This window comes from Clostridium sp. AF15-41 (genome assembly GCF_003604095.1).
In the GTDB taxonomy this organism is placed as follows: Bacteria; Bacillota; Clostridia; order Lachnospirales; family Lachnospiraceae; genus Coprococcus.
In genome coordinates this window covers 156,564-177,957 of record NZ_QTMQ01000003.1, presented here as the reverse complement: position 1 = coordinate 177,957, position 21,394 = coordinate 156,564, and the positions used below count along the sequence as shown (strand labels likewise).

The following is a 21,394-nucleotide window of genomic DNA, read 5'->3' as shown; positions in this document are numbered from 1 at the left end:
GATGGGAAGAACCGCAGAAGAAATGGAAGATGTAACACTTCTCGGCAATAAGAATGTAAAATACAGCATGGACTATGCACCGGAGATGTTACAGACCTTTATCAATAAACATCAGGACAATGATTATTTTGTCAAGTTCAATTGTCCGGAATTTACCAGCTTATGTCCGATCACGGGACAGCCGGATTTTGCAACCGTATATATATCCTATGTTCCGGATGTGAAGATGGTAGAGAGCAAGTCTTTAAAATTATATCTGTTCAGTTTCAGAAATCACGGAGATTTCCATGAGGACTGCATGAACATTATCATGAAGGATCTGATCAAATTGATGGATCCGAAATATATTGAAGTCTGGGGCAAATTCACTCCGAGAGGCGGTATCTCGATCGATCCATATTGTAATTACGGAAGACCGGGAACAAAATGGGAAGAAGTTGCATGGAACAGAATGTCAAATCATGACCTGTATCCGGAAAAGATAGATAACAGATAGGCGGAATGTCAGATGAATTACAGGGAAACAGTTGAGTATATCCTAAGCATTCCATTGTTCGCACAGAAGATTGGCACAGAGAATCTTGCCAGTCTTCTTGAGCGTTTAGGGAATCCACAGGATAAGAACAGAGTGATCCATATAGCAGGAACAAACGGTAAGGGATCAACGGCAAAGGCGCTTGCTACGATACTGATGCATGCAGGCTTTCATGTAGGATTGTTTACATCACCGCATCTTGTCTCGATCAATGAGCGGATCCGATATGATGATGAAATGATATCGGATGAAGATTTTACATGGGCGTTTGAGCAGGTGCGGAAGAAGTTCATCGTTCATCCATCTTTCTTTGAAGTGATGTTTGCGATGGCGGCTGTTTATTATGAGAAGAAGCAGCCGGATTATGTGATTTATGAGACCGGAATGGGTGGCAGGCTGGATGCAACTAATGTCGTAAGACCGGAGCTTTGCATCATCACATCGGTAGGACTTGATCATATGGAATATCTTGGAGATACGATCGCTAAGATCGCAGGAGAGAAAGCAGGGATCATCAAACCGTCAGTTCCGGTCGTATATTTCAAGCGGGATGCGGTTTCGTCTGGAATCATAGAGACTCGTGCAAAAGAATTGGATTCTGCTGTAACAGCGGTCGAAAAATCAAACTATATAATAAATGAAATAGATGATAAAACCATTGATTTTTCATTTCATAATCGGTATTATAATTATGACCATTTGAGGATACCGAAAACGTCTCTTTATCAGGTCGAAAATACCTGCCTTGCAGTTGCATCCTTTGATATCCTGATGCAGATCAGGAATATGGAATACGAGAAAAATGCAGGTGCTGATGTCAGGATAGAGCAGGCAGTCAGAAGCGGATTGCTTGATTTTTCATGGGAAGGCAGGATGGAGGAGATCGCACCTGATCTGTTTGTAGATGGTGCGCATAATCCGGAAGCGGTCGAATGTTATTGCAGAACACTTCGGACGCTTTATACGAAGAAAAAGAAGATCCTGGTCTTTGCAGCAGTAAAGGACAAGGATTATGATACGATGATACGGGATCTGACAGAAGAACTTTCATTTGAGAAGATCATAGTTACGAGTGTGGATAATAAACGGAAAGCACCTGTTGCATTGATCGCTGACAGATTTCGAAAATACACAGGACATGCGGTGGAGGCATATGAGGATATTGCAGAAGCAATGAATGCCGCTATCCGTTATAAAGAACAGATTACAGATTCAGCAGTCTATTGTGTGGGTTCTCTTTATCTGGTTGGTGAAGTTAAACGATGGCTTTCAGGGATAAAAGAGCAATCTGCAAATATGGAGGAATATCATGATAAACTTTGATGAAGAAGTAAAAAAATTCAGACCGACTCTGGAAGTAGATCAGGCAGAAGATGCCATTTATAATAATGATCTGAAGGATATCTCGGATATTATGCAGGAGATGCTTCGTGTAGCAAAGGAAACGGAGAAATAAGATGGCAGATGTACTGAATTGTAAGCATTGTGGCGGTAAGATCCTTGTTACCGGATATTGCAGCCAGTGCGGATTAAAGAGTGAGTTTGTAAATAAAGCACTGAACACATCCAAATATTATTATAATATCGGTCTGGATAAAGCCAGAGTCCGTGATATGAGCGGTGCAGAGGAAGCATTAAAGATCTCTCTTAAATATGATAAAATGAACATTGATGCCAGAAATCTTCTGGGACTTGTATATTATGAAACCGGTGAAGTTGTTCTGGCATTAAGCCACTGGGTCATCAGTGTGAATTATTTCAGCGGACGTAATGTTGCAAAACGCTACATCAAAGAAGTAAAGGGAAATCCCCATAAGCTAGAGACGACGAATAATGCGGCGAGAAAATACAATCAGGCAGTAAACTATGCCAGACAGGGCAGTAAGGATCTTGCCTTTATCCAGCTTAGAAAAGTCTTGTCGGATAATCCGAAGTTTGTAAACGGATATTTGTTGATGGCACTTCTTCTGATCGATGATAACAAATATGATAAGGCAAGAAAAGCATTAAAACGTGTTATCAAGATCGACAGAACGAACCCGCTGGCTGTTCGTTATTTTAACGAGATGGGACATACGGATGAGGAGATCATGAGTTTTCGTGATTATCCGGATGATGATTATGACGCAGATCTTTTATTTGTGGAAGACCAGCCACGGGCATATGTAGATACTGACTCGGTTGATTATGAAGGAAAACCGGTTCCGGTTGGCAGATATAAGGATATCAATTTTTACAAATATTCACTTGCATATGTATTTGCGGGACTTCTGCTCGGACTGGCGGTTATGTGGTTCCTTGTAATGCCGCAACATAGCAAGAATGCGGATAACGAGAGTCGGGATGTGAAGATCGCTTACAGTGAAGATCTGGCAGATAAAAATACCAAGATTTCGTCATTGCAGGATCAGCTTGATACGCTTACGACAAAGAATGATACATTGGCAAAACAGGTGTCGGAGTATGAGAAGAAAAGTAAGGCAGAGTTAGCGGATGCAGATAAAGTATCTATGCAGCTGGCACTCAAATATTATAACGATACACAGTATGATAAAGCTATGACAGAGCTTGATAAAGTATTGGAGACCAGCCCGGATTATGATGTTGCGTTATATTACAAAGCACTTTGTTACCTTGGTACAGAGGATGAAGATAAAGCAAAGACGGCATTTGAAACCTTCCTTGATAAATGTCCGGATTCTATCTACTATACAGTTGCAGTTTCATTATCCGGCGTTAAGACAAGTGAAGATGCGGGAGACGGGGAAAGCACTGTTGATACTACTACCGAGGGAACCACTCAAGAGGAAGGAACAACGCAAGAGACGGGAACCACAGAGCCCGGACCGGATCCTTTGAATGAGTAATAGATGTGAAAAAAAATAATATTATAAAATACAAAAGACAAATAGGAGATAGACACGCCTGTTTGTCTTTTTTTGTGGAATTAATCATGCGATATCAGACAGTAATATATATACAAAAATACATGTATGAAAAAAGGAGGGAAATATGAATAATTATGAAAAGATTGGGGATACTATACTGATCGAACTTCCTGAGGAAGTAGACGATTATCGTGCAGCCGGATTGGTAGAAGAAACGGAAGATGCTTTTTCTGATTCCAGGGTTCGTTATGTGGTCTTTGACTTTAAGCACACAAATATGATGGACAGCTCCGGAATTGGATTTATAACCAGGCGGTTTCGTAATGTCTATGACCGAGGCGGACAGGCATTTGTCATAAACAGTAATGACAGAATGGAACGGCTGCTTACGATGTCCGGAATATTTAAGATCGTAACAAAAGCAGGAAATTTTGAGGAAGCGTATCGGACTGTACATACCTCATAGAAGAAAAGGAGAAGACGGAAATGGACAGAAATGAAATGAAAATAGAATTTGGAAGTGATCCAAGAAATGAGAGCTTTGCAAGAGTTGTTGTTGCATCATTTATGACAAGAACAAATCCGACATTAGAAGAAGTGGCAGATGTAAAAACAGCGGTATCAGAGGCTGTTACGAATTCGATCATCCATGGATATAAAGGAGAAGATGGTGTGATCGAAATTGTATCCCGTATTGCAAACAGAATCCTGTACATAGAGATCACAGATCATGGATGCGGAATCGAAGATGTTGATAAAGCTATGGAACCGATGTATACAACCGGAACAGATGGAAGATCAGGAATGGGATTTTCATTTATGGAAGCGTTTATGGATGAACTGACGGTGGAATCGGAGCCGGGAGTCGGAACAGTAGTAAAGATGACGAAAAAAATAGGGACAGGATGTGCGATGTAAATGGAAAATAATCTGGATCTTCTTTTACAGGCGAAAAATGGGGATGACCATGCAAAAGAGAAACTGATTGAACAGAATCTTGGGCTTGTATGGAGTGTAGCAAGAAGATTTACAGGACGAGGATATGACATCGAGGATTTGTTTCAGATTGGATGTATAGGACTGATCAAATGTATTGACAAGTTCAGCTTTGAGTATGATGTAAAATTTTCCACATATGCAGTACCGCTGATTCAGGGAGAGATCAGACGTTTTCTACGGGATTCCGGTGCGATCAAGGTGAGCAGAAGCCTGAAAGAAATGAATATGAAGGTAGAACAGTACAGACAGAAGATAAAGAAAGAAAAAGGTTATGAACCGGAGATTACGGAGATAGCTGCTGCGCTGTCCTTTGATGCCGGAGATATTGTAATGGCGATGGAAGCGTCGATGGAGATTGAATCTTTAGATACGCCCGGAGTTCTATCAAAGACTGAGGAATACAGTCAGGATATTGTGGATCATATTACGTTGTCACAGCTGTTGGATCGGCTTGATCCGGACGAACAGATGCTGATCAGACTTCGATATTTTGAAGACCGTACACAGACAGAGACAGGAAAGGCGCTTGGACTCAGTCAGGTTCAGGTAAGCAGGAAGGAGAAGAAAATTTTAGAGAAGCTCAAAGAATATGTATAAAATATAACAAATGCTGACATCCTATTTTCTATAGGAATATGGAATAAAGCGGGTGATGAAAAATGGCATATATGGTCTATCTGCAGCTGGCTGAAAATGTTCTTGCCGAACAGCGGAAGGTTCGGATAAAGGATGTATCAAAGGTTGTAGCGGATAATCCGGATCTGAAGAACAAAATCGAAAAGCTTGTGCTTATGAATTTTTCAACCGGTTCAAAAGGGCAGCAGGTCATATCGATTCTGGATATCATTGAGGAGATCAAGAAGAATTGCGACGAGGAAGTCAGCATTACAAATCTTGGCCAGCCAAATGTGGTTGTATATTACAAAGCATTTGATCCGTCAGACCGGATCAAGCAGACATTTAAGTTTATTCTGCTCTGTCTGATCGCATTCTTTGGGGCGGGATTTTCTATCATATCTTATAATTCCGATGTAAACCTGCTTGGACAGCTTGACCTGCTGCAAAATGTATTTACCGGGGGAAGTGAGTCCGGGGCTGCGATAGGAGCCGTCTCCTATTCAATCGGGTTATTTATCGGAATCATCATATTCTTTAATCACGGAACCAATAAGAAATTCACGGATGATCCGACACCGCTTCAGGTCCAGATGCGCCAATATGAACAAGAAGTGAACCAGACGATCATAACGGATGCTACAAGAAAGAAGGATGTCCGGGATGCTGATTAGACTTATCTGTTATGCGGCTGTTGCATTTATTGGCGGTGCAGCAATATCCAGTGGATATTTTGCATTTATTTCCCTGATCGGTGTATTTCCGAAGCTTGCGGAAAAGGTAAAAGGTGACAGGCACTATATGTTGATTGAATGTCTGCTTGCCTATGGTGCGGTTGTGGGTAATGTCATTTATCTGTTTAATATCAGAATTCCGCTTTTACTTCCCGGTCTGGCATTTGTCACTTTGTTCGGCGGTATATTTACCGGCTGTCTGGTTGGAGCTCTGGCAGAGGTGTTAAATGTGTTCCCGATTATTTCAAGGCGGTTTTCCGTCAGACGGTATATTCCCTATGTGATCTATGCGGTGGCTGCAGGTAAACTTGTAGGATCGATAATAGGACTGATCTCTACCGGACTGGTCTGACAGACAAAACAAAGAAAACTTATAATAATGAAAGAAACAGAGGTGTACGGTATGAAATATGAACCAAAAGAAAAGGAATATAATCAGTATGTAGAAACAGTAACTCCGACATCGAATTCATTCAGAAACTGTCTCTGGGCATTTCTGGTTGGAGGACTCATCTGTACGATCGGGCAGGGTTTGTTTAACCTGTTACAGTATTTTGGATGGAATAAGAACGACAGTTCTTCCTATGTGTCTGTTATTCTTGTTTTGATCAGCGTTATCCTTACAGGGTTTAATCTTTATAAGAAGATAGCCAAATACGGTGGGGCGGGAGCGCTTGTTCCGATTACCGGTTTTGCAAATGGCGTCTGTGCCCCGGTCATAGAATTTCAGACCGAAGGTGAGGTGTTTGGAAAAGGTGTGAAATGTTTCACGATCGCAGGACCTGTTATCATGTATGGAATTTTCGTGTCATGGGGACTTGGAGTTATTTATTGGATCTGTAAACTTGCCGGCTGGGTATAACCCTGCCGGTATGTGTTTGTTCCAAAATTGTTACATATTTTTTATGAAAGAATATAGCTTTTGTGAAATATTTCTTTCCTTTGGAATCCGTATTGACATATAAAAATTCCTATGATAACTTTAACAAATGGTTGAATATATTAATGTAGGGGATTTTAACCATCAGTTTGATGCGTATATCCTCAAATGTAGTAAAATGGAGATACATCATGAAAAAAGCAAAAAGAAGTATTACTACAACGATATGTGTTATTGTTGCATTAGGTGTGTTTTATCTGATCGCATGTGCATGTATCGGAAATAAAAAATTTTTCCCGAATACAAGCATTAACGGAATTGATGTCAGCAGTATGACAGTGGCACAGGCGGCAGAGGAAGTAAAAGAGCAGTTCCGGACGGAATATAGCAATGCATCCATTGACGTAACGGTTAAGGATAAGAAATACTGTATCGTGATTGAAGATGCACTTGATCTGGATGTTACGGATGCAGTAAAAAAGGCAAATGATGAGAAGCATTCCTTCCTTGCAAGAGGATGGAATTTTGTAGCTGCCCTGTTCGGAGATCAGGAGATTCAGGCAAAACCTTCATTGAAGGATAAGAAGCTGTTATATACGGCAGTTAAGCAGTCTGAGCTTAATAAGTTAGAAGGGCTTGAAGATAAGTATTATACGGTAGAAAAAGATAAGATTATCGTAACAAAGGGTAGAGGCGGTTATGTTGTAGATACCGATGCGTTGGTTGACCGGATGGCTGAGCTGATCACGGCCGGTAACTATGCAGAGTCGATCGAATGTCCGCTTACATATGGAGATGTAGATCTTGATCTGATCTATGATGAGGTCTATGTTGAACCCACAGATGCTACACTTGATCCTGAAAATGATTATAGTGTAACAGATTCTGTAACCGGTGTCAGCTTTGATAAAGATGCAGCTGCAAAGAAATTAGAGGCAGCCAAGGATGGTGAAGAGGTCAGTATAGATCTGGTATATACAGAACCTGAATTGTCAAAGGAGACTTTACAGTCCTATCTGTTCCGTGATACCTTAAGTTCGTTCAGCACGAATGTTGGAGGGACAGAAGCGAGAAAGTCTAATGTTGCAAAGGCCGCTGAGAATTGTAATGGAACGATTCTTATGCCGGGTGAGCAGTTCTCGTTTAACAATGTTGTAGGACAGAGAACGATTGAAAATGGTTTCAGTGCAGCGCCTTCTTATGTTAATGGTGAATCCGTGGATGAAGTTGGAGGAGGAATCTGTCAGGTATCGTCTACACTGTATGATGCATGTCTGTATGCGAATCTTCAGATCAACGAAAGACACTGTCATCCACATCCGTCTGCCTATGTAGATACAGGATTTGATGCAACAGTATCCTGGGGCGGTCCGGATTACAGATTTACAAATAACACCGATTATCCGATCAAGATCGTTTCATCTTATGGCGGTGGCGTTGTTACCTGTTCTATCTATGGAACAAAATTAAAAGGCTTTAAAGTGTCCTTATCCAGTGAAGTTGTAGCAACCTACGATTACGAGACAGAATACGAGGATGATGATACCTTAGAAGAAGGAGAAGAAAAAGTCTCTGTAACAGGTATCACCGGACTTAAGGTTCAGACCTATCGTACCGTATATGATGAAAATGGTGAGAAGATATCATCCGAACCGGAATCCGTCAGTGTCTATGACAAACGTAACAAAGTCATTCTTCGAGGAACAAAAGAGAAAGAGACAGAAGAAGAGACAACTGAGGAGAAGAAAGATTCCGAAAAGAAAGGCGATAAGAAATCGGATAAAAAGTCAGACAAAAAGTCGGATAAAAAAGATGATGCAAAAACAGACAAGTCCGACGATAAGAAGACAGAGGCAGAGTAAAACATACATATAAAAGAAATTGTAAATAAAATATATACCGCAAAAAGAAGACGTTTATCTTATGTAATGACCTTACGATCGAACAGAAACCGCAGTAAGACATTATATAAGATGGACGCCTTCTTTTTGCCATAAATATGATAGAGCTATTCATCATGCTCGATCGTCTTCACTTCCTGGTTTGTATAAAGGTTTACATAGTGAGGACGAAGCTTCGAATAGATGATCTTCTGTTCACTGTACAGGCTGTAGTAGCCGGATAACATATAGCTGACACTGGCTCCGATAGCAAAGAGCAGAATGCCGCTTGCACCGAATAATTCAATACTGAGGACTAAAGATGCCAGTGGACAGTTTACAACGCCACAGAACAGACATACAAGCCCCATAGCGGCTCCAAAGCCGGGATCAAGTCCGATCCAGCCACCTACGGTACAACCGACTGTAGCGCCGATAAAGAAAGAAGGAACGATCTCACCGCCACGGAAGCCACAGCCGATGGTAATACAGGTAAAGATCAGTTTGAGCAGGAAAGCTTCCGGTTTTGCTTCTCCATGAATTGCCTGCTCGATGATATTCATACCTGCTCCGTTGTAATCATTGGAACGAACTAATATAGTGAGCAGAACCACAAGGACACCACCAACGAAGATCCGTACATATTGATTTTTGAAAAATTTCTTAAAGGCTTTTCCTGTTGCCTGCATAGACAGGCAGAATAATATACTGACTATCGCAACGACAACTGCGAGGATAACAACACGAATACCGGTTGCCAGGGACATCTCAGGAACCTGATTTAGTATAAAGTAAGTTGGAGTTATATGAAATTTTTCAGTGATCGCATATGCAATGGTTGCTGACAGGATACAAGGCACCAGAGCACTGTAGTAGAGAATACCGATACTGATAACCTCAACGCTGAATAAGGCAGCTGTGACCGGTGTTCCGAATAAAGCAGCAAATACAGCACTCATGCCACACAGCGTCATAATGTGCTTATCGTTATCATTCATTTTTACCAGTTTTCCGATTGACGCGCCGATGCTTCCGCCAATCTGCAAAGCAGCTCCTTCACGACCGGCGGATCCGCCGAAAAGATGAGTGATAGCGGTTGAGATAAATATTAACGGAGCCATTCGAAATGGAACATTATACTCTGAATTTCGGATTGAACCGATGACCAGATTTGTACCTTTGTCGTGCTTAAGTCCGCAGCTTCTGTATAAGAAGATGATGACCAGACCGGCAAGAGGCAGAAGATATATGATCCATGAATGACTGTCCCGATATTTTGTAACATATTCAACGCTGTAGTGGAAGACTGTTCCGACAGCACCACAGGTTGTTCCGATTATAATAGAACATATTATCCATTTTATAAATGTTTTAATATATCGTTTTGTTCGATCAATACAGTTTAACCAATATTCTTTTGTAAAAAGCATAATTAACTCCATTTCAGATTTTCTTTTAAAATCTGCATACCGGATATCTGATCTTATATGCAGTCGATAATTTGCATCTGTTTAAGATTACTCCGAAATGAAGAATTTGTCCAGCGCATATTCTGCATGTATAAATTACCTGCAAATTACAAATGAATAAATATTATTACAATGTAAAAAGAAAGGATACACATAACATGAACAGGATGATAGGAAAACAGAGTGTTAGTTTTACGGATCCCCCATATATATTGGGAGAGGCATCTGTCTGCGGACCGAAAGAAGCAGACGGACCGCTTGCGGGATATTTTGATATCGTATCGGAAGATCCGACATTTGGAAAGGATTCATGGGAAGAAGGAGAGAGCGAGATGGTAAAGCAAGCAGTGGAGCTTGCGATCAAAAAGGCAGGTAAAGAGAAATCTGATATCCGTTATCTGTTTGCAGGAGATCTGCTGGGGCAGCTGATTGCGACAACCTTCGGTGTCAAGGATATGGATATACCGATCTTTGGCTTATATGGAGCCTGTTCGACCTGCGGTGAGGGTTTATCACTTGCGGCGATGACAGTTGCGGCAGGATATGCAGATTATGTTGTCTCGGCAACCTCCAGTCATTATGGAAGTGCGGAGAAACAGTTCCGGTTTCCACTGGAATACGGAAATCAGCGTCCGTTGTCCGCGACATGGACGGTAACCGGAAGCGGAGCATTTGTAATAGGAAGTAAAAAAGATGATGATGCACCTGTATCTGTCAGGATCAAAGGAGTTACGACAGGGAAGATCGTTGATTACGGTGTAAAAGATTCCTTTAATATGGGAGCATGTATGGCTCCTGCTGCGGCAGATTTGATCTATCAGAATCTACAGGATTTTGATGTGAAACCGACATATTATGATCGGATCATTACCGGCGATCTGGGAAAGATTGGTCGAAAAATTTTGATTGATCTGCTAAAAGATAATGGTGTAGATATCAGCAGACAGCATATGGATTGTGGAATTGAGATATTTGATAATGAAGAACAGGATACACATTCAGGCGGCTCGGGATGCGGCTGTTCGGCGATCACACTTGCAGGGTATATATTAAAACAGCTTCGTGAGGGTTCATGGAAAAGGGTACTTTTCGTGCCTACGGGAGCCCTTCTGTCTACGGTCAGTTACAACGAAGGTCAGAATATACCGGGTATTGCACATGGTGTAATAATAGAAAGGGAGTAGAGATAGTATATGGATTATATAAAAGCATTTATTATTGGTGGATTGATCTGTGTTCTGGTTCAGATCCTTATGGATAATACAAAGCTGTTGCCGGGACGCATAATGGTACTTCTTGTCTGTACGGGGGCGGTTCTCGGTGCGATAGGGGTGTATGAACCATTTTTAGAATTTGCAGGCTGTGGAGCATCCGTTCCCTTATCGGGATTTGGATATAACCTCTGGAAGGGAATCAAAGAAGCGGTAGATCAGGATGGATTCATAGGACTGTTCCGGGGAGGCTTTAAAATGGCGGCAGTGGGAACCTCCGCGGCATTGATCTTTTCTTATATAGCATCACTGATATTTAAACCAAAGATGACGAAATAGAATTAATCCACATAAAAGAAAGAACGCTGATGTTTATCCTATTATTACGCAAGACACTTTCGCTCTATCCGCGGTGTAACGGCACATAGGACAGCAAAATACGCTGTCGAAGTGCCGACACTCGGATAGGCTTGCTACATAATAGATAAACACCAGCGTTCTCTTTTATGTGTATTACTCTTATTCTCTATTACTCACCGCCCGAGCTTGTTTCAGGCTCTGTTGCAGGCTTTGTAGTAGGTTCTGTCGTAGGCTCCGGTGTCGGAGGTTCCGTAGTAGGTTCTGTCGTAGGCTCCGGTGTCGGAGGTTCTGTGGTAGGTTCCTCTGTCGTAGGCTTGTCTTTCTTCTTGAAGACAGCCTTGATCGTATGATTTCCCTTTACCTTCGAGAATTTGTAAGAGGTTACCGCACCAACGGAGCTTCCATCTACGATTACATCTGAAATGGTATAGCCCTTATCAGGTGTGATGTAGAAGGTTGTTGATTTGCCCTTCTTAACGGTTATTGTAGGTGAGATCGAACCGCCGCCTTCTGAAGATGAGGAGATCTTGTACTCTTTCTTATCTTCCTCTGTGGTATCCTCTGTTTCTTCTTCCTCAGGATGAAGTGGACATTTCTCTTTTAAGATATCCTGATCGTATTCGAAGTCGGCATCGATGATCTCGATCTTTCCATCGTCATCAACTGTATAATAATAAGTGGTTGTTTCCTTACATGTGTTTGTAGCAGGCTTATGAGATTCATTACAGATCACAATCTTTTTATTACCACCACATTTCTTTTTTGGAACAGTTCCTTTTGCAAAATAATCTGTAATCGTATCGCAGCCTTCTACCGGAAGAAGACCGGTATCCTTACAAACGGTTGCACGAACAATTCCATCCGGCATTTCGAATGTCTTTGAAGTATCTAAGCCTTTGACTTCTGTAATTTCATCCATGATCTTACGCCACATATTCTTGTGATAGTTTCCTGCGGCAAAGTTTGTATTCACATCAAATCCTATCCAGATAGATGCGGTATAGTATGGAGTGTATCCACAGAACCATGCATCGTAGTTGCTGGAGGTTGTACCTGTCTTACCTGCGGTATAAAGACCACATGAAAGATTTGCGGCAGTACCGGTACCGATCGTTACTACATCATGCATTGCACTTGTTAATAACCATGCATTCTGAGGTGAAATAACTGCGGATTCCTCCGGTTTCCGGTTATCGATCAGCAGGTTTCCGTCATGGTCATATACTTCTGTATAGAAGATAGGTTTGATATAATTGCCTTCATTTGCAATTGTTGCATATGCAGCTGTGATCTCAAGGTTTGTGATGCCATCGGTCAGACCGCCAAGGGCGAGGGACTGGTTGATGTCCGATTCAATTCCGCCGCTTGAATTCGTACGGCTCTTTACAAGAGTTGTAAATCCAAGCTTTAACAGGTATTCGTAAGCAAGTTCCGGAGTAACATCCGTGATCGTCTTAACAGCAAGAATATTCATGGAATTCTGAATAGCCTGTCGGATCGTGCTTGGACCACGGTAGCCACTGTACCAGTTTCTGACTTCGCCGCCGTTTGCATAGGTGTATGGTTCATCTTTGTATACGGTTGCAAGACTCATGCCGCAGCCGTCCAGTGCAGGAAGGAAAGATGCTACAACCTTAAAGGTTGATCCGGGCTGTCTGGTTGCTTCTGTAGCACGATTAAAGGAACGATCCTCTGTCTTTTCTCCACGTCCGCCGACGATTGCTTTTACCTGACCGGTCTCCTGATCCATCAGGGTGAAGGAGATCTGTGGTTCAACGCTTACCTTATAGCTTTCGAGCTGTTCTTTGTATCCGGTATCTGCAATCAGGTGAGCCTTATATTCATCGGCAGCGGCTCTTGCGTCATCCTCGCTGGAGAAGATCAGGTCGAAAGAAGACTGTCCTTTTTCTTCCTGAAACCATGTTACCATCATGTTCTGACTGTAGTTATACTGTTCACCATTGTCATCTACGAGAGTCAGTGCATAGGAGAGCTGGTAACTGTCAGTTGGATAGTTGTCCTCATCATTTAATACAGTATCACAGATATCCTGAATCTCTGTATCCTGACAGGTATGAACTTCCAGACCGCCGGAGTAGATCATACTGTCTGCCTCTGATTTGGAATATCCCATTGCCATGAAGTCATCTTCCAGCTGGTTAATTACTTCATCGATGTAATAGGAGTTTACCTTTGTCGGTGATGATTTCTTTATGGATGATACCTTTTTGATCTCAGCATATACATCATCGGCAATTGCTGTATCATAATCTGACTGGGAGATCATGTTCTGATCTAGCATATTTTTAAGAACCATCAGTCGTCTTTTGGCATTTTCTTCCGGGAAAACGACAGGGTCAAATTTACTTGGGTTCTGAGGGATTGCAGCGAGAACCGCACACTCGGAGATCGTCAGGTCTTTTAACTGTTTATTAAAATAATACTGGGATGCGGTTTCTACTCCGTATCGTCCCTGACCAAGGTAGATAGTATTCAGATAGTATTCAGCGATACTTTTCTTTGGCAGGACTTTTTCAATCTCAACAGCGAGATACTGTTCCTGAACCTTACGTTCGATCTTGTCAAACATGGTTTTCTCATCCAGACCGACATTGAAGATCTGGTTCTTGATCAACTGCTGGGTCAGTGTGCTGGCACCCTGATCAAAGTCACCGGACTGGAGACCGTGGGCGAAGGCACGCATGATACCCTGAACATCGATACCGTTATGCTCCCAGAAACGTTTATCTTCAATCGCGATAAAGGAATTTACAAGTGTTTCCGGGATATCATCGTAGTAAACATATTCGCGATTTGCATCGAAGCTTGCAAGAACTTTGAGTTCCTTGCCGTCCTGATCGTACAGGGTTGTCTGATATCCTTTCGGGATCAGATCCTTTGCATTTACCTCCGGTGTATCATCCAGAATACCCTTTAGTGCACCGAAGCCGGCTCCGATACCAAGAACAATGATCGCCAGAAATAAGACAAGCATTGACTTGAACAGAGAAACCGTCAGTTTCTTTTTATTTCGGGGTAGTTTAGAAACGAGAGCTTTCTGTTTCTTTTCCACTCCCTTTTTGCTAAAATCCATGGAAAATCCTCCTTAAATTAAGTTCGATCATAAATACAACTCATTATAGCAGAGATTTACATAATAATAAAGTATAAAATCATTTCTGAAATAAAATTAAGGCATTTTAAAAAACTGTGTGCTATACTTGTATTATATGTAAAAAATACGATCTGAATAAGCATAAAAGTCAGAATAAAAAAGAAAGGAATACAGACACTATGTTTGAATCGATTGAAGATGCAGTTGCTACATGGAAAGAAGAATACTCATTTATTGAAGATGCAGTTGTAACCGGTTATGAGGGCGGCTATCCGATTGTGGATTTCACGATCGGTAAAGCCGCATGGAGCCTTGTAAAAGACAAGAGCAAATTTAAACGGATCGTCCGTTCTTCCGAGATGGAGGGAGGAATAGAGGTTGGTGTATCTACCTGTTTTAAGGATACGGCATTTGTAAAATGGAACCCACCGGTTATGACGATCTGTGGATATCCTGAGGTAATAAACCGGATAATTAAAAAGATTATGTAAGATAATGTGGAACAGGCATTGCCCCGGTGAATAGAAATATTCATTCGGGGCATTTTATATACCAGAGCATACCGGCTGAAACTACGATTTTCTGCCGGAGAGAGAATAGACAGAAATGGGGAACGGCTATGGAACGAACGATTCGGACAGACCTTGCGATAGAATTACGAGAAGATATAAAAGATCGCGGAGAATTGGATGGAATACAGATTGCGACAAAGATCCACCGGCAGGGTATCAGGACAACGACGATCAATGTAACAAATGAGAAAGGGGCAGAGACACTTGGCAAGCCTCTTGGAACTTATATTACGATCGAATGTCCGGAGATCCGGGAATTTGATGAAACGATCCATGAGCCGTTGTGCCGTGAACTATCAAATAATCTTAAAAAATTACTGGGAGATGCAAGCTCCGTTCTGGTCGTAGGTCTCGGAAACCGTGAGGTGACACCGGATTCACTCGGTCCGCTGGTTGTTGATCATCTTTTTATAACCAGACATCTGGGAATCGAGAAGATCCCTGTATCGGGCAGACAGGAATATGATATATCGGCGATCTGTCCGGGCGTTATGGCACAGACAGGAATTGAAACGGTGGAGATCATAAAAGGAATCTGTGGGAATATCAAGGTAGATGCGGTTCTTGTAATTGATGCTCTTGCGGCCAGAAGCAGTAAGCGGTTGAACAAGACTGTGCAGCTTACGGATACCGGGATCAGTCCGGGCTCCGGCGTCGGAAATAACCGGATGGAGATCAACTCAGATAATATAAAAACAAAGGTCATCGCACTTGGAGTTCCGACAGTTATATCGGTTCCGTCTATCATTGATGATTCTCTTGATGAGATCGCCGATGCATTTGATCAGATACATGGGAAGAAGCTGGTGAAAGAATTGTCCGAGCAGCAGAGATATCAGATCGCATATCATCTGGTAGAACCGGAGCTTGCGGATATGTTTGTTACTCCAAAAAATATTGATGAACTGGTAAGACGAATCAGCTTCACAATATCCGAAGCAATAAATGGTATTATTTTCAGGAAGGACTCATATACTGATAAATAATAAAAAGTAATGAGTTTATCCAGAATGAGAAACTGTCAGACAAGATGCGAAAAAAGAAGAATGCGTTATTGTTTTTTTCTGGTCATAGCCTTTTTTGCAATATGGTTTGCAAAATGTGATAATGAGACAAAGACGGATATGCTGCGACAGCTTCTGACAGGAACGATATCGTCGGATCAGAAGCCGAATATACAGCAGGAGGGAAAGCAACATGAAGAAGCATCCTGTTTTTTAGAAGATTGTTTGCAGGAATATTGCCTTGCAGGTGCATTTGTGTCCTGTGCATCAGAACAGGAGACGGATATTGCAGAGACGGATATTCGGAAGGATCTATCGAAAAATGTCATGCGGGAGAACAGAGAAGCGACAGCATCGATAGCTGCGATGGCAGGATGTCGCAGTTATATGCAGGAAAAGCTTGCTGATTATGATTATATAAAAAATCACTTCTATGTGATCGACAGTACGACAAATGTATCCAGGGAAGAATTAAACGGGCAGGATCTTGCCTCTATGGATCTGACGATCGATACAGAGGATAAGAACTATAAGGTGCTGATCTATCATACACACGGAACGGAGAGCTTTAAAGATTCCGAGCCGGGCAAGGTTGAGGATACCGTGATCGGCGTTGGTGATTACCTGACGCAGCTTCTCGAAGAGAATTACGGGGTGGCAGTCTATCACGATACGACAGCCTACGATATGACCGGTGGGGAGCTGGATCGAAGCGCGGCATATGATTATGCAAGAGAGGGAGTTCAGAAGATTCTTACGGAATACCCGTCTATTGATGTCGTGATCGATATTCACAGAGATGGTGTAGCCGAGGATACATATCTGATCACGGAGATCGGGGGAAAAAAGGCTGCGCAGATTATGTTTTTAAACGGAGTGAGCCGATTAAATAAGAACGGAGACATATCATATCTGGCAAATCCATACAAAACAGAAAATCTTGCCTTCAGTCTGCAGATGTATCTGACGGCACAGGCAAATTATGAGTCCTTTGTAAGAAAGATATTTGTTAAGGGATATCGATATAATCTGGATCTGAAGCCCCGGTCGTTATTAGTAGAGGTCGGCAGCCAGACGAATACGGTAGAAGAGGCAAAAAATGCCATGGAACCGCTGTCTGCAATTCTTTACAAAGTATTGAGCGGAAAGTGAGATTGTGTTATGATAATGAACACGAAATTATTTGCCTGCAGAAATGCATGCTTAAAATAAAAAGAGAAAAGAAATTCAGATACCGGAGGAAAACAGGATGGCTCATATAGATCAGTCAAAGATACGAAACTTTTGCATTATAGCGCATATCGATCATGGGAAATCGACACTTGCGGACAGAATTATAGAAAAGACTGGCTTATTGACTGAACGTGAGATGCAGAATCAGGTGCTTGATAATATGGATCTGGAGCGGGAACGTGGAATCACGATCAAGGCACAGTGCGTTCGTACGATCTATAAAGCACAGGATGGAGAAGAATATATCTTCAATCTGATCGATACCCCGGGGCATGTTGATTTTAATTATGAAGTATCAAGAAGTCTGGCTGCCTGCGAGGGTGCAATCCTGGTTGTGGATGCAGCACAGGGAATCGAGGCACAGACACTTGCAAATGTATATCTTGCGATCGATCACGATCTGGATGTTATGCCGGTTATCAATAAGATCGATCTTCCTTCGGCCGAACCGGAGCGTGTGGTAAATGAGATTGAAGATGTGATCGGAATCGAAGCGCAGGATGCTCCGAGAATTTCGGCAAAGAATGGTATCAATATCGATCAGGTCTTAGAGCAGATCGTTACGAAGATCCCGGCACCAGCAGGAGATCCGGAAAAACCGCTTCAGGCACTTATATTTGACAGTATTTACGATTCATATAAAGGTGTTATCATATTCTGCCGCTTATTCGACGGTGTGGTAAAACGTGGGACGTCTATCCGTATGATGGCAACCGGAGCTGTTGCAGAGGTAGTAGAAGTAGGAATCTTCGGGGCTGGCAGATTCGTTCCATGTGATGAATTATCGGCAGGAATGGTAGGCTATATCACTGCCAGCTTAAAGAATGTCAGAGATACTACAGTCGGTGATACCGTTACAGATAACGACAATCCATGCGCAGAGGCGCTTCCGGGATATAAGAAGGCACAGCCTATGGTCTACTGCGGACTTTATCCGGCAGATGGAGCCAAATACCCGGATCTTCGCGATGCATTGGAGAAGCTTCAGTTAAATGATGCGTCCTTAAGCTTTGAGCCGGAGACATCGATCGCACTTGGTTTCGGTTTCCGTTGCGGTTTCCTTGGACTTCTGCATCTGGAGATCATACAGGAGCGGTTGGAGCGCGAGTTCAATCTGGATCTTGTTACGACTGCGCCGGGCGTTGTTTACCGTGTGCATACAACGGATGGCAAGATGATCGAACTGACGAATCCGTCCAATCTGCCGGATCCGTCGAATATCGAATATATGGAAGAGCCGTTTGTATCCGCGGAGATCATGGTCACTACAGAATATGTAGGTGCGATCATGCAGCTCTGTCAGGAACGCCGTGGCGTATATCAGGGAATGGAATATATGGAAGAAACCAGAGCGCTGCTTCGGTATGACCTTCCGTTAAATGAGATCATCTATGATTTCTTTGATGCATTAAAATCAAGATCCAGAGGTTATGCGTCCTTTGACTATGAGATGAAGGGCTATGTGCGGAGCGAGCTTGTAAAACTTGATATCCTGATCAATAAAGAAGAGGTCGATGCGTTGTCCTTCATTCTTCATCAGGATACTGCTTACGAACGCGGAAGAAAGATGTGCGAGAAGTTAAAGCAGGAGATCCCAAGACATTTATTTGAGATTCCGATTCAGGCAGCGATCGGCAACAAGGTCATTGCCAGAGAGACGGTAAGAGCAGTCAGAAAGGATGTCCTTGCAAAATGTTACGGTGGAGATATCTCCCGTAAGAAGAAGCTTCTGGAGAAACAGAAGGAAGGTAAGAAACGTATGCGTCAGATCGGAAATGTAGAGATTCCGCAGCAGGCGTTTATGAGCGTATTAAAACTTGATGAGGAATAAATATAAAAAAATTGCAGGTTGAATCAGGACATTTAGAATGAAATAAATCAAAAATGATCCTGATATAAGCAGAAAGCAGCTTACAGAAAAAACGAGAAGGCAGGAAAAACACATGAGAAAAAAACTGAGCATTTATATACATATTCCGTTTTGTGTTAAGAAGTGTGTATATTGTGATTTCCTGTCTTTTGGTGCGGATGACCCGCAGATCAACCGGAGCGGTGCGGTCAGAAAGGCATATGTCCAGAGCATTTGCAGAGAGTTATTAAGCTATAAAAGCATATCAAAGGACTATATTGTAAAAACGATATTTATAGGCGGAGGAACTCCGTCTATACTTTTACCGGGCGAGATCATGAATATATTGGCGACCCTTAGAAGCATTTTTAAAGTGGACGAAGAAGCCGAGATTACGATTGAGGTGAATCCGGGTACCCTGACTGCGATCAAAGCAGCGGAATATCTGGCGGCCGGGATCAATCGTATGAGTATCGGACTGCAGTCCGCACACAATGATGAGCTTGCCATGCTTGGCAGGATACATACATATGAACAGTTTCTGACATCCTATCAGACAGCACGTGACGCAGGCTTCAGAAATATCAATGTCGACCTGATCTCTGCGATTCCGGGGCAGACGCTTCATTCCTACCTGGATACACTAGAGCGTGTATTGAAGTGCAGACCGGAGCATATCTCTTCATATAGCCTGATCGTGGAAGATGGAACACCGCTTGCGGGGAATCAGAAACTCCTTTCAAAGCTTCCGGATGAGGAAACAGACCGTGAAATGTATGAAGCAACCGGAAAGGTACTCGAGATGTCAGGATATAAAAGGTATGAGATCTCAAATTATGCAAAGCCCGGATATGAATGCAGACATAATATCGTATACTGGACGATGGATGAATATATCGGGATCGGTATAGGTGCGGCTTCCTTTTTTAATGGAAGAAGATATTCGAATACGTCAGATATAAAACAGTATGTCGATACGATGGAGGAAGTATTTGAAAAACGCTCGATCGATGAAACGTACCGGATACCGGAGCTGCTTTCGATCAGACATATTGATGAAACTGTAGATGTTGATACATTGATGGAAGAATATGTGATCTTTGGGCTTAGAATGACCAGAGGGATCAGTGCGGCGGATTTCTATGAACGATTCGGCCATTCCTTATATGATGTTTATGGGGATATTATAAGAGGGTATGTGGCAAGCGGACATATGAAAGATGAAAAGGGGATGGTATGTTTTACCAGAAAGGGAATCGATGTAAGTAACAGGATTCTTGTAGATTTTTTACAGGATAAAGATAAATGAAATGATAGTCGGGGACAGGTTCGGATATGATAAAAGAGACGAATGAGCAGCAGACCGCTGTTATTATAGAAATAAATGAACTGAATTATACCTATCCTGGAACAGAACAGCCGTTGTGGGAGAAGAATCTGACATTTGTACTGCGTAAAGGCGAGATTGTCGGACTGGCGGGACAAAATGGAAGTGGAAAGAGCACGTTACTTCGTATGTTGGCGAGCTTTATTCCCCGGAAAAAGGGCAGTTGCTCAGGACAGATAAATGTAACAGATATATCCGGCAGAGATATGGCATGTGTGATCGACAGACCCTCTTTTTTTTCAGACCTTTCCGTGCGTGATAATATAAAAATGATGGAGCATATGAACGGAGATAAGCAGCTTACGGATGAAGCTTTGATCGATCTTTTGGGTATCCATGAATTTGACCGGATCAAAGCATCTAAGCTGTCACTTGGCAATAAACAGAAGCTTGCGCTTTGTCTTGCGATCCATAAAGAGACAAGGCTGGCATTGCTTGATGAACCGTTGAACGGGCTTGATCCGTTTACGAGAGCATCGTTTTTATCTTATCTGGAGAAACGAAGAAAACAAGGAATGGCGGTTATTCTTACCAGCCACATACCCGGAGATCTGGAACAGGTTTGTGACCGGATTATTTACCTGTAATATAAAAAACCACTCACGGGTATATTAAAAACAGGAAATAAATCCGGTTATTTCTTATTTAGAGGGAGCGTAGGCA

At 42.3% G+C, this 21,394-nt stretch carries 21 protein-coding genes; 19 read left to right on the top strand and 2 right to left on the bottom strand.

The genetic code is table 11. From position 1 onward, the window contains the following. The first annotated feature begins 1 nt into the window (after window position 1). The 11 genes from queF (at window position 2) to DWW43_RS03430 (ending at window position 8,513) form a co-directional block, all read left to right on the top strand. A complete protein-coding gene (gene queF / locus DWW43_RS03475) occupies window positions 2–496 on the top strand; it encodes a preQ(1) synthase (protein ID WP_008402990.1) in 495 nt (164 codons plus the stop codon). Window positions 497–508: 12 nt separating this feature from the next. After that, window positions 509–1,858: a folylpolyglutamate synthase/dihydrofolate synthase family protein gene (locus DWW43_RS03470; RefSeq protein WP_119962732.1), complete on the top strand. Its 1,350-nt coding sequence runs from the start codon at window positions 509–511 to the stop codon at window positions 1,856–1,858. Then, a complete protein-coding gene (locus tag DWW43_RS12070; protein ID WP_008402992.1) occupies window positions 1,845–1,991 on the top strand; it encodes a hypothetical protein in 147 nt (48 codons plus the stop codon). The genes DWW43_RS03470 and DWW43_RS12070 overlap by 14 nt, the downstream gene beginning before the upstream one ends. Before the next feature lies 1 nt (window position 1,992). After that, entirely contained in the window at window positions 1,993–3,402 is a 1,410-nt protein-coding gene (locus DWW43_RS03465; protein ID WP_119962731.1) for a tetratricopeptide repeat protein, read from the top strand. 145 nt (window positions 3,403–3,547) lie between these two features. Next, complete coding sequence (locus DWW43_RS03460) at window positions 3,548–3,889, top strand: STAS domain-containing protein (protein WP_008402996.1); 342 nt, start codon at window positions 3,548–3,550, stop codon at window positions 3,887–3,889. 20 nt (window positions 3,890–3,909) lie between these two features. Beyond that, window positions 3,910–4,341 (top strand): anti-sigma F factor, encoded by a 432-nt coding sequence (spoIIAB, locus tag DWW43_RS03455; RefSeq protein WP_008402997.1) that lies wholly within the window; start codon window positions 3,910–3,912, stop codon window positions 4,339–4,341. Continuing rightward, complete coding sequence (locus DWW43_RS03450) at window positions 4,342–5,019, top strand: sigma-70 family RNA polymerase sigma factor (RefSeq protein WP_008402998.1); 678 nt, start codon at window positions 4,342–4,344, stop codon at window positions 5,017–5,019. It begins immediately after the preceding gene. A gap of 62 nt (window positions 5,020–5,081) precedes the next feature. Continuing rightward, complete coding sequence (locus DWW43_RS03445; protein WP_008402999.1) at window positions 5,082–5,711, top strand: stage V sporulation protein AA; 630 nt, start codon at window positions 5,082–5,084, stop codon at window positions 5,709–5,711. Continuing rightward, a complete protein-coding gene (locus DWW43_RS03440; protein WP_008403000.1) occupies window positions 5,701–6,123 on the top strand; it encodes a stage V sporulation protein AB in 423 nt (140 codons plus the stop codon). Before DWW43_RS03445 ends, DWW43_RS03440 begins: the two co-directional genes overlap by 11 nt. 51 nt (window positions 6,124–6,174) lie before the next feature. Then, window positions 6,175–6,633: a SpoVA/SpoVAEb family sporulation membrane protein gene (locus DWW43_RS03435; protein ID WP_049941114.1), complete on the top strand. Its 459-nt coding sequence runs from the start codon at window positions 6,175–6,177 to the stop codon at window positions 6,631–6,633. Between the two features lie 209 nt (window positions 6,634–6,842). Further along, on the top strand, window positions 6,843–8,513 hold the full coding sequence (locus DWW43_RS03430; protein ID WP_165853009.1) for a VanW family protein: 1,671 nt from the start codon (window positions 6,843–6,845) through the stop codon (window positions 8,511–8,513). Between the two features lie 146 nt (window positions 8,514–8,659). On the opposite strand, the gene DWW43_RS03425 is transcribed toward DWW43_RS03430, so the two are convergent. Further along, on the bottom strand, window positions 8,660–9,961 hold the full coding sequence (locus DWW43_RS03425) for a chloride channel protein (protein WP_119962729.1): 1,302 nt from the start codon (window positions 9,959–9,961) through the stop codon (window positions 8,660–8,662). 197 nt (window positions 9,962–10,158) lie between these two features. Between DWW43_RS03425 and spoVAD the strand changes: the two genes are divergently transcribed. Together spoVAD and spoVAE are read left to right on the top strand one after the other, a co-directional pair. Next, a complete protein-coding gene (gene spoVAD, locus DWW43_RS03420) occupies window positions 10,159–11,184 on the top strand; it encodes a stage V sporulation protein AD (protein WP_119962772.1) in 1,026 nt (341 codons plus the stop codon). Between the two features lie 9 nt (window positions 11,185–11,193). Further along, the gene (gene spoVAE, locus DWW43_RS03415) at window positions 11,194–11,550 is read left to right on the top strand and encodes a stage V sporulation protein AE (RefSeq protein WP_008403006.1); all 357 of its coding nucleotides are present in this window, start codon (window positions 11,194–11,196) and stop codon (window positions 11,548–11,550) included. Between the two features lie 190 nt (window positions 11,551–11,740). Here spoVAE and DWW43_RS03410 read toward each other — a convergent pair whose 3' ends face one another. Beyond that, entirely contained in the window at window positions 11,741–14,665 is a 2,925-nt protein-coding gene (locus tag DWW43_RS03410) for a PBP1A family penicillin-binding protein (RefSeq protein WP_119962728.1), read from the bottom strand. Window positions 14,666–14,865: 200 nt separating this feature from the next. Between DWW43_RS03410 and DWW43_RS03405 the strand changes: the two genes are divergently transcribed. From DWW43_RS03405 to DWW43_RS03380, 6 genes are all read left to right on the top strand, one after another. Beyond that, the gene (locus tag DWW43_RS03405; RefSeq protein ID WP_044946236.1) at window positions 14,866–15,177 is read left to right on the top strand and encodes a hypothetical protein; all 312 of its coding nucleotides are present in this window, start codon (window positions 14,866–14,868) and stop codon (window positions 15,175–15,177) included. Between the two features lie 128 nt (window positions 15,178–15,305). Continuing rightward, window positions 15,306–16,244: a GPR endopeptidase gene (gpr, locus tag DWW43_RS03400; protein WP_008403012.1), complete on the top strand. Its 939-nt coding sequence runs from the start codon at window positions 15,306–15,308 to the stop codon at window positions 16,242–16,244. A 24-nt stretch (window positions 16,245–16,268) separates the two neighbouring features. Then, window positions 16,269–17,414, top strand: coding sequence for a stage II sporulation protein P (gene spoIIP / locus DWW43_RS03395; protein ID WP_165853008.1), 1,146 nt, complete (start codon window positions 16,269–16,271; stop codon window positions 17,412–17,414). Between the two features lie 97 nt (window positions 17,415–17,511). Beyond that, window positions 17,512–19,326 carry a translation elongation factor 4 gene (gene lepA / locus DWW43_RS03390; protein WP_008403015.1) on the top strand — a complete coding sequence of 605 codons (1,815 nt, stop codon included), beginning with the start codon at window positions 17,512–17,514 and terminating at the stop codon, window positions 19,324–19,326. Window positions 19,327–19,438: 112 nt separating this feature from the next. Continuing rightward, window positions 19,439–20,653 (top strand): radical SAM family heme chaperone HemW, encoded by a 1,215-nt coding sequence (hemW, locus tag DWW43_RS03385; RefSeq protein WP_119962726.1) that lies wholly within the window; start codon window positions 19,439–19,441, stop codon window positions 20,651–20,653. Between the two features lie 26 nt (window positions 20,654–20,679). Continuing rightward, a complete protein-coding gene (locus DWW43_RS03380; RefSeq protein WP_008403017.1) occupies window positions 20,680–21,318 on the top strand; it encodes an ABC transporter ATP-binding protein in 639 nt (212 codons plus the stop codon). Window positions 21,319–21,394: the final 76 nt, after the last annotated feature.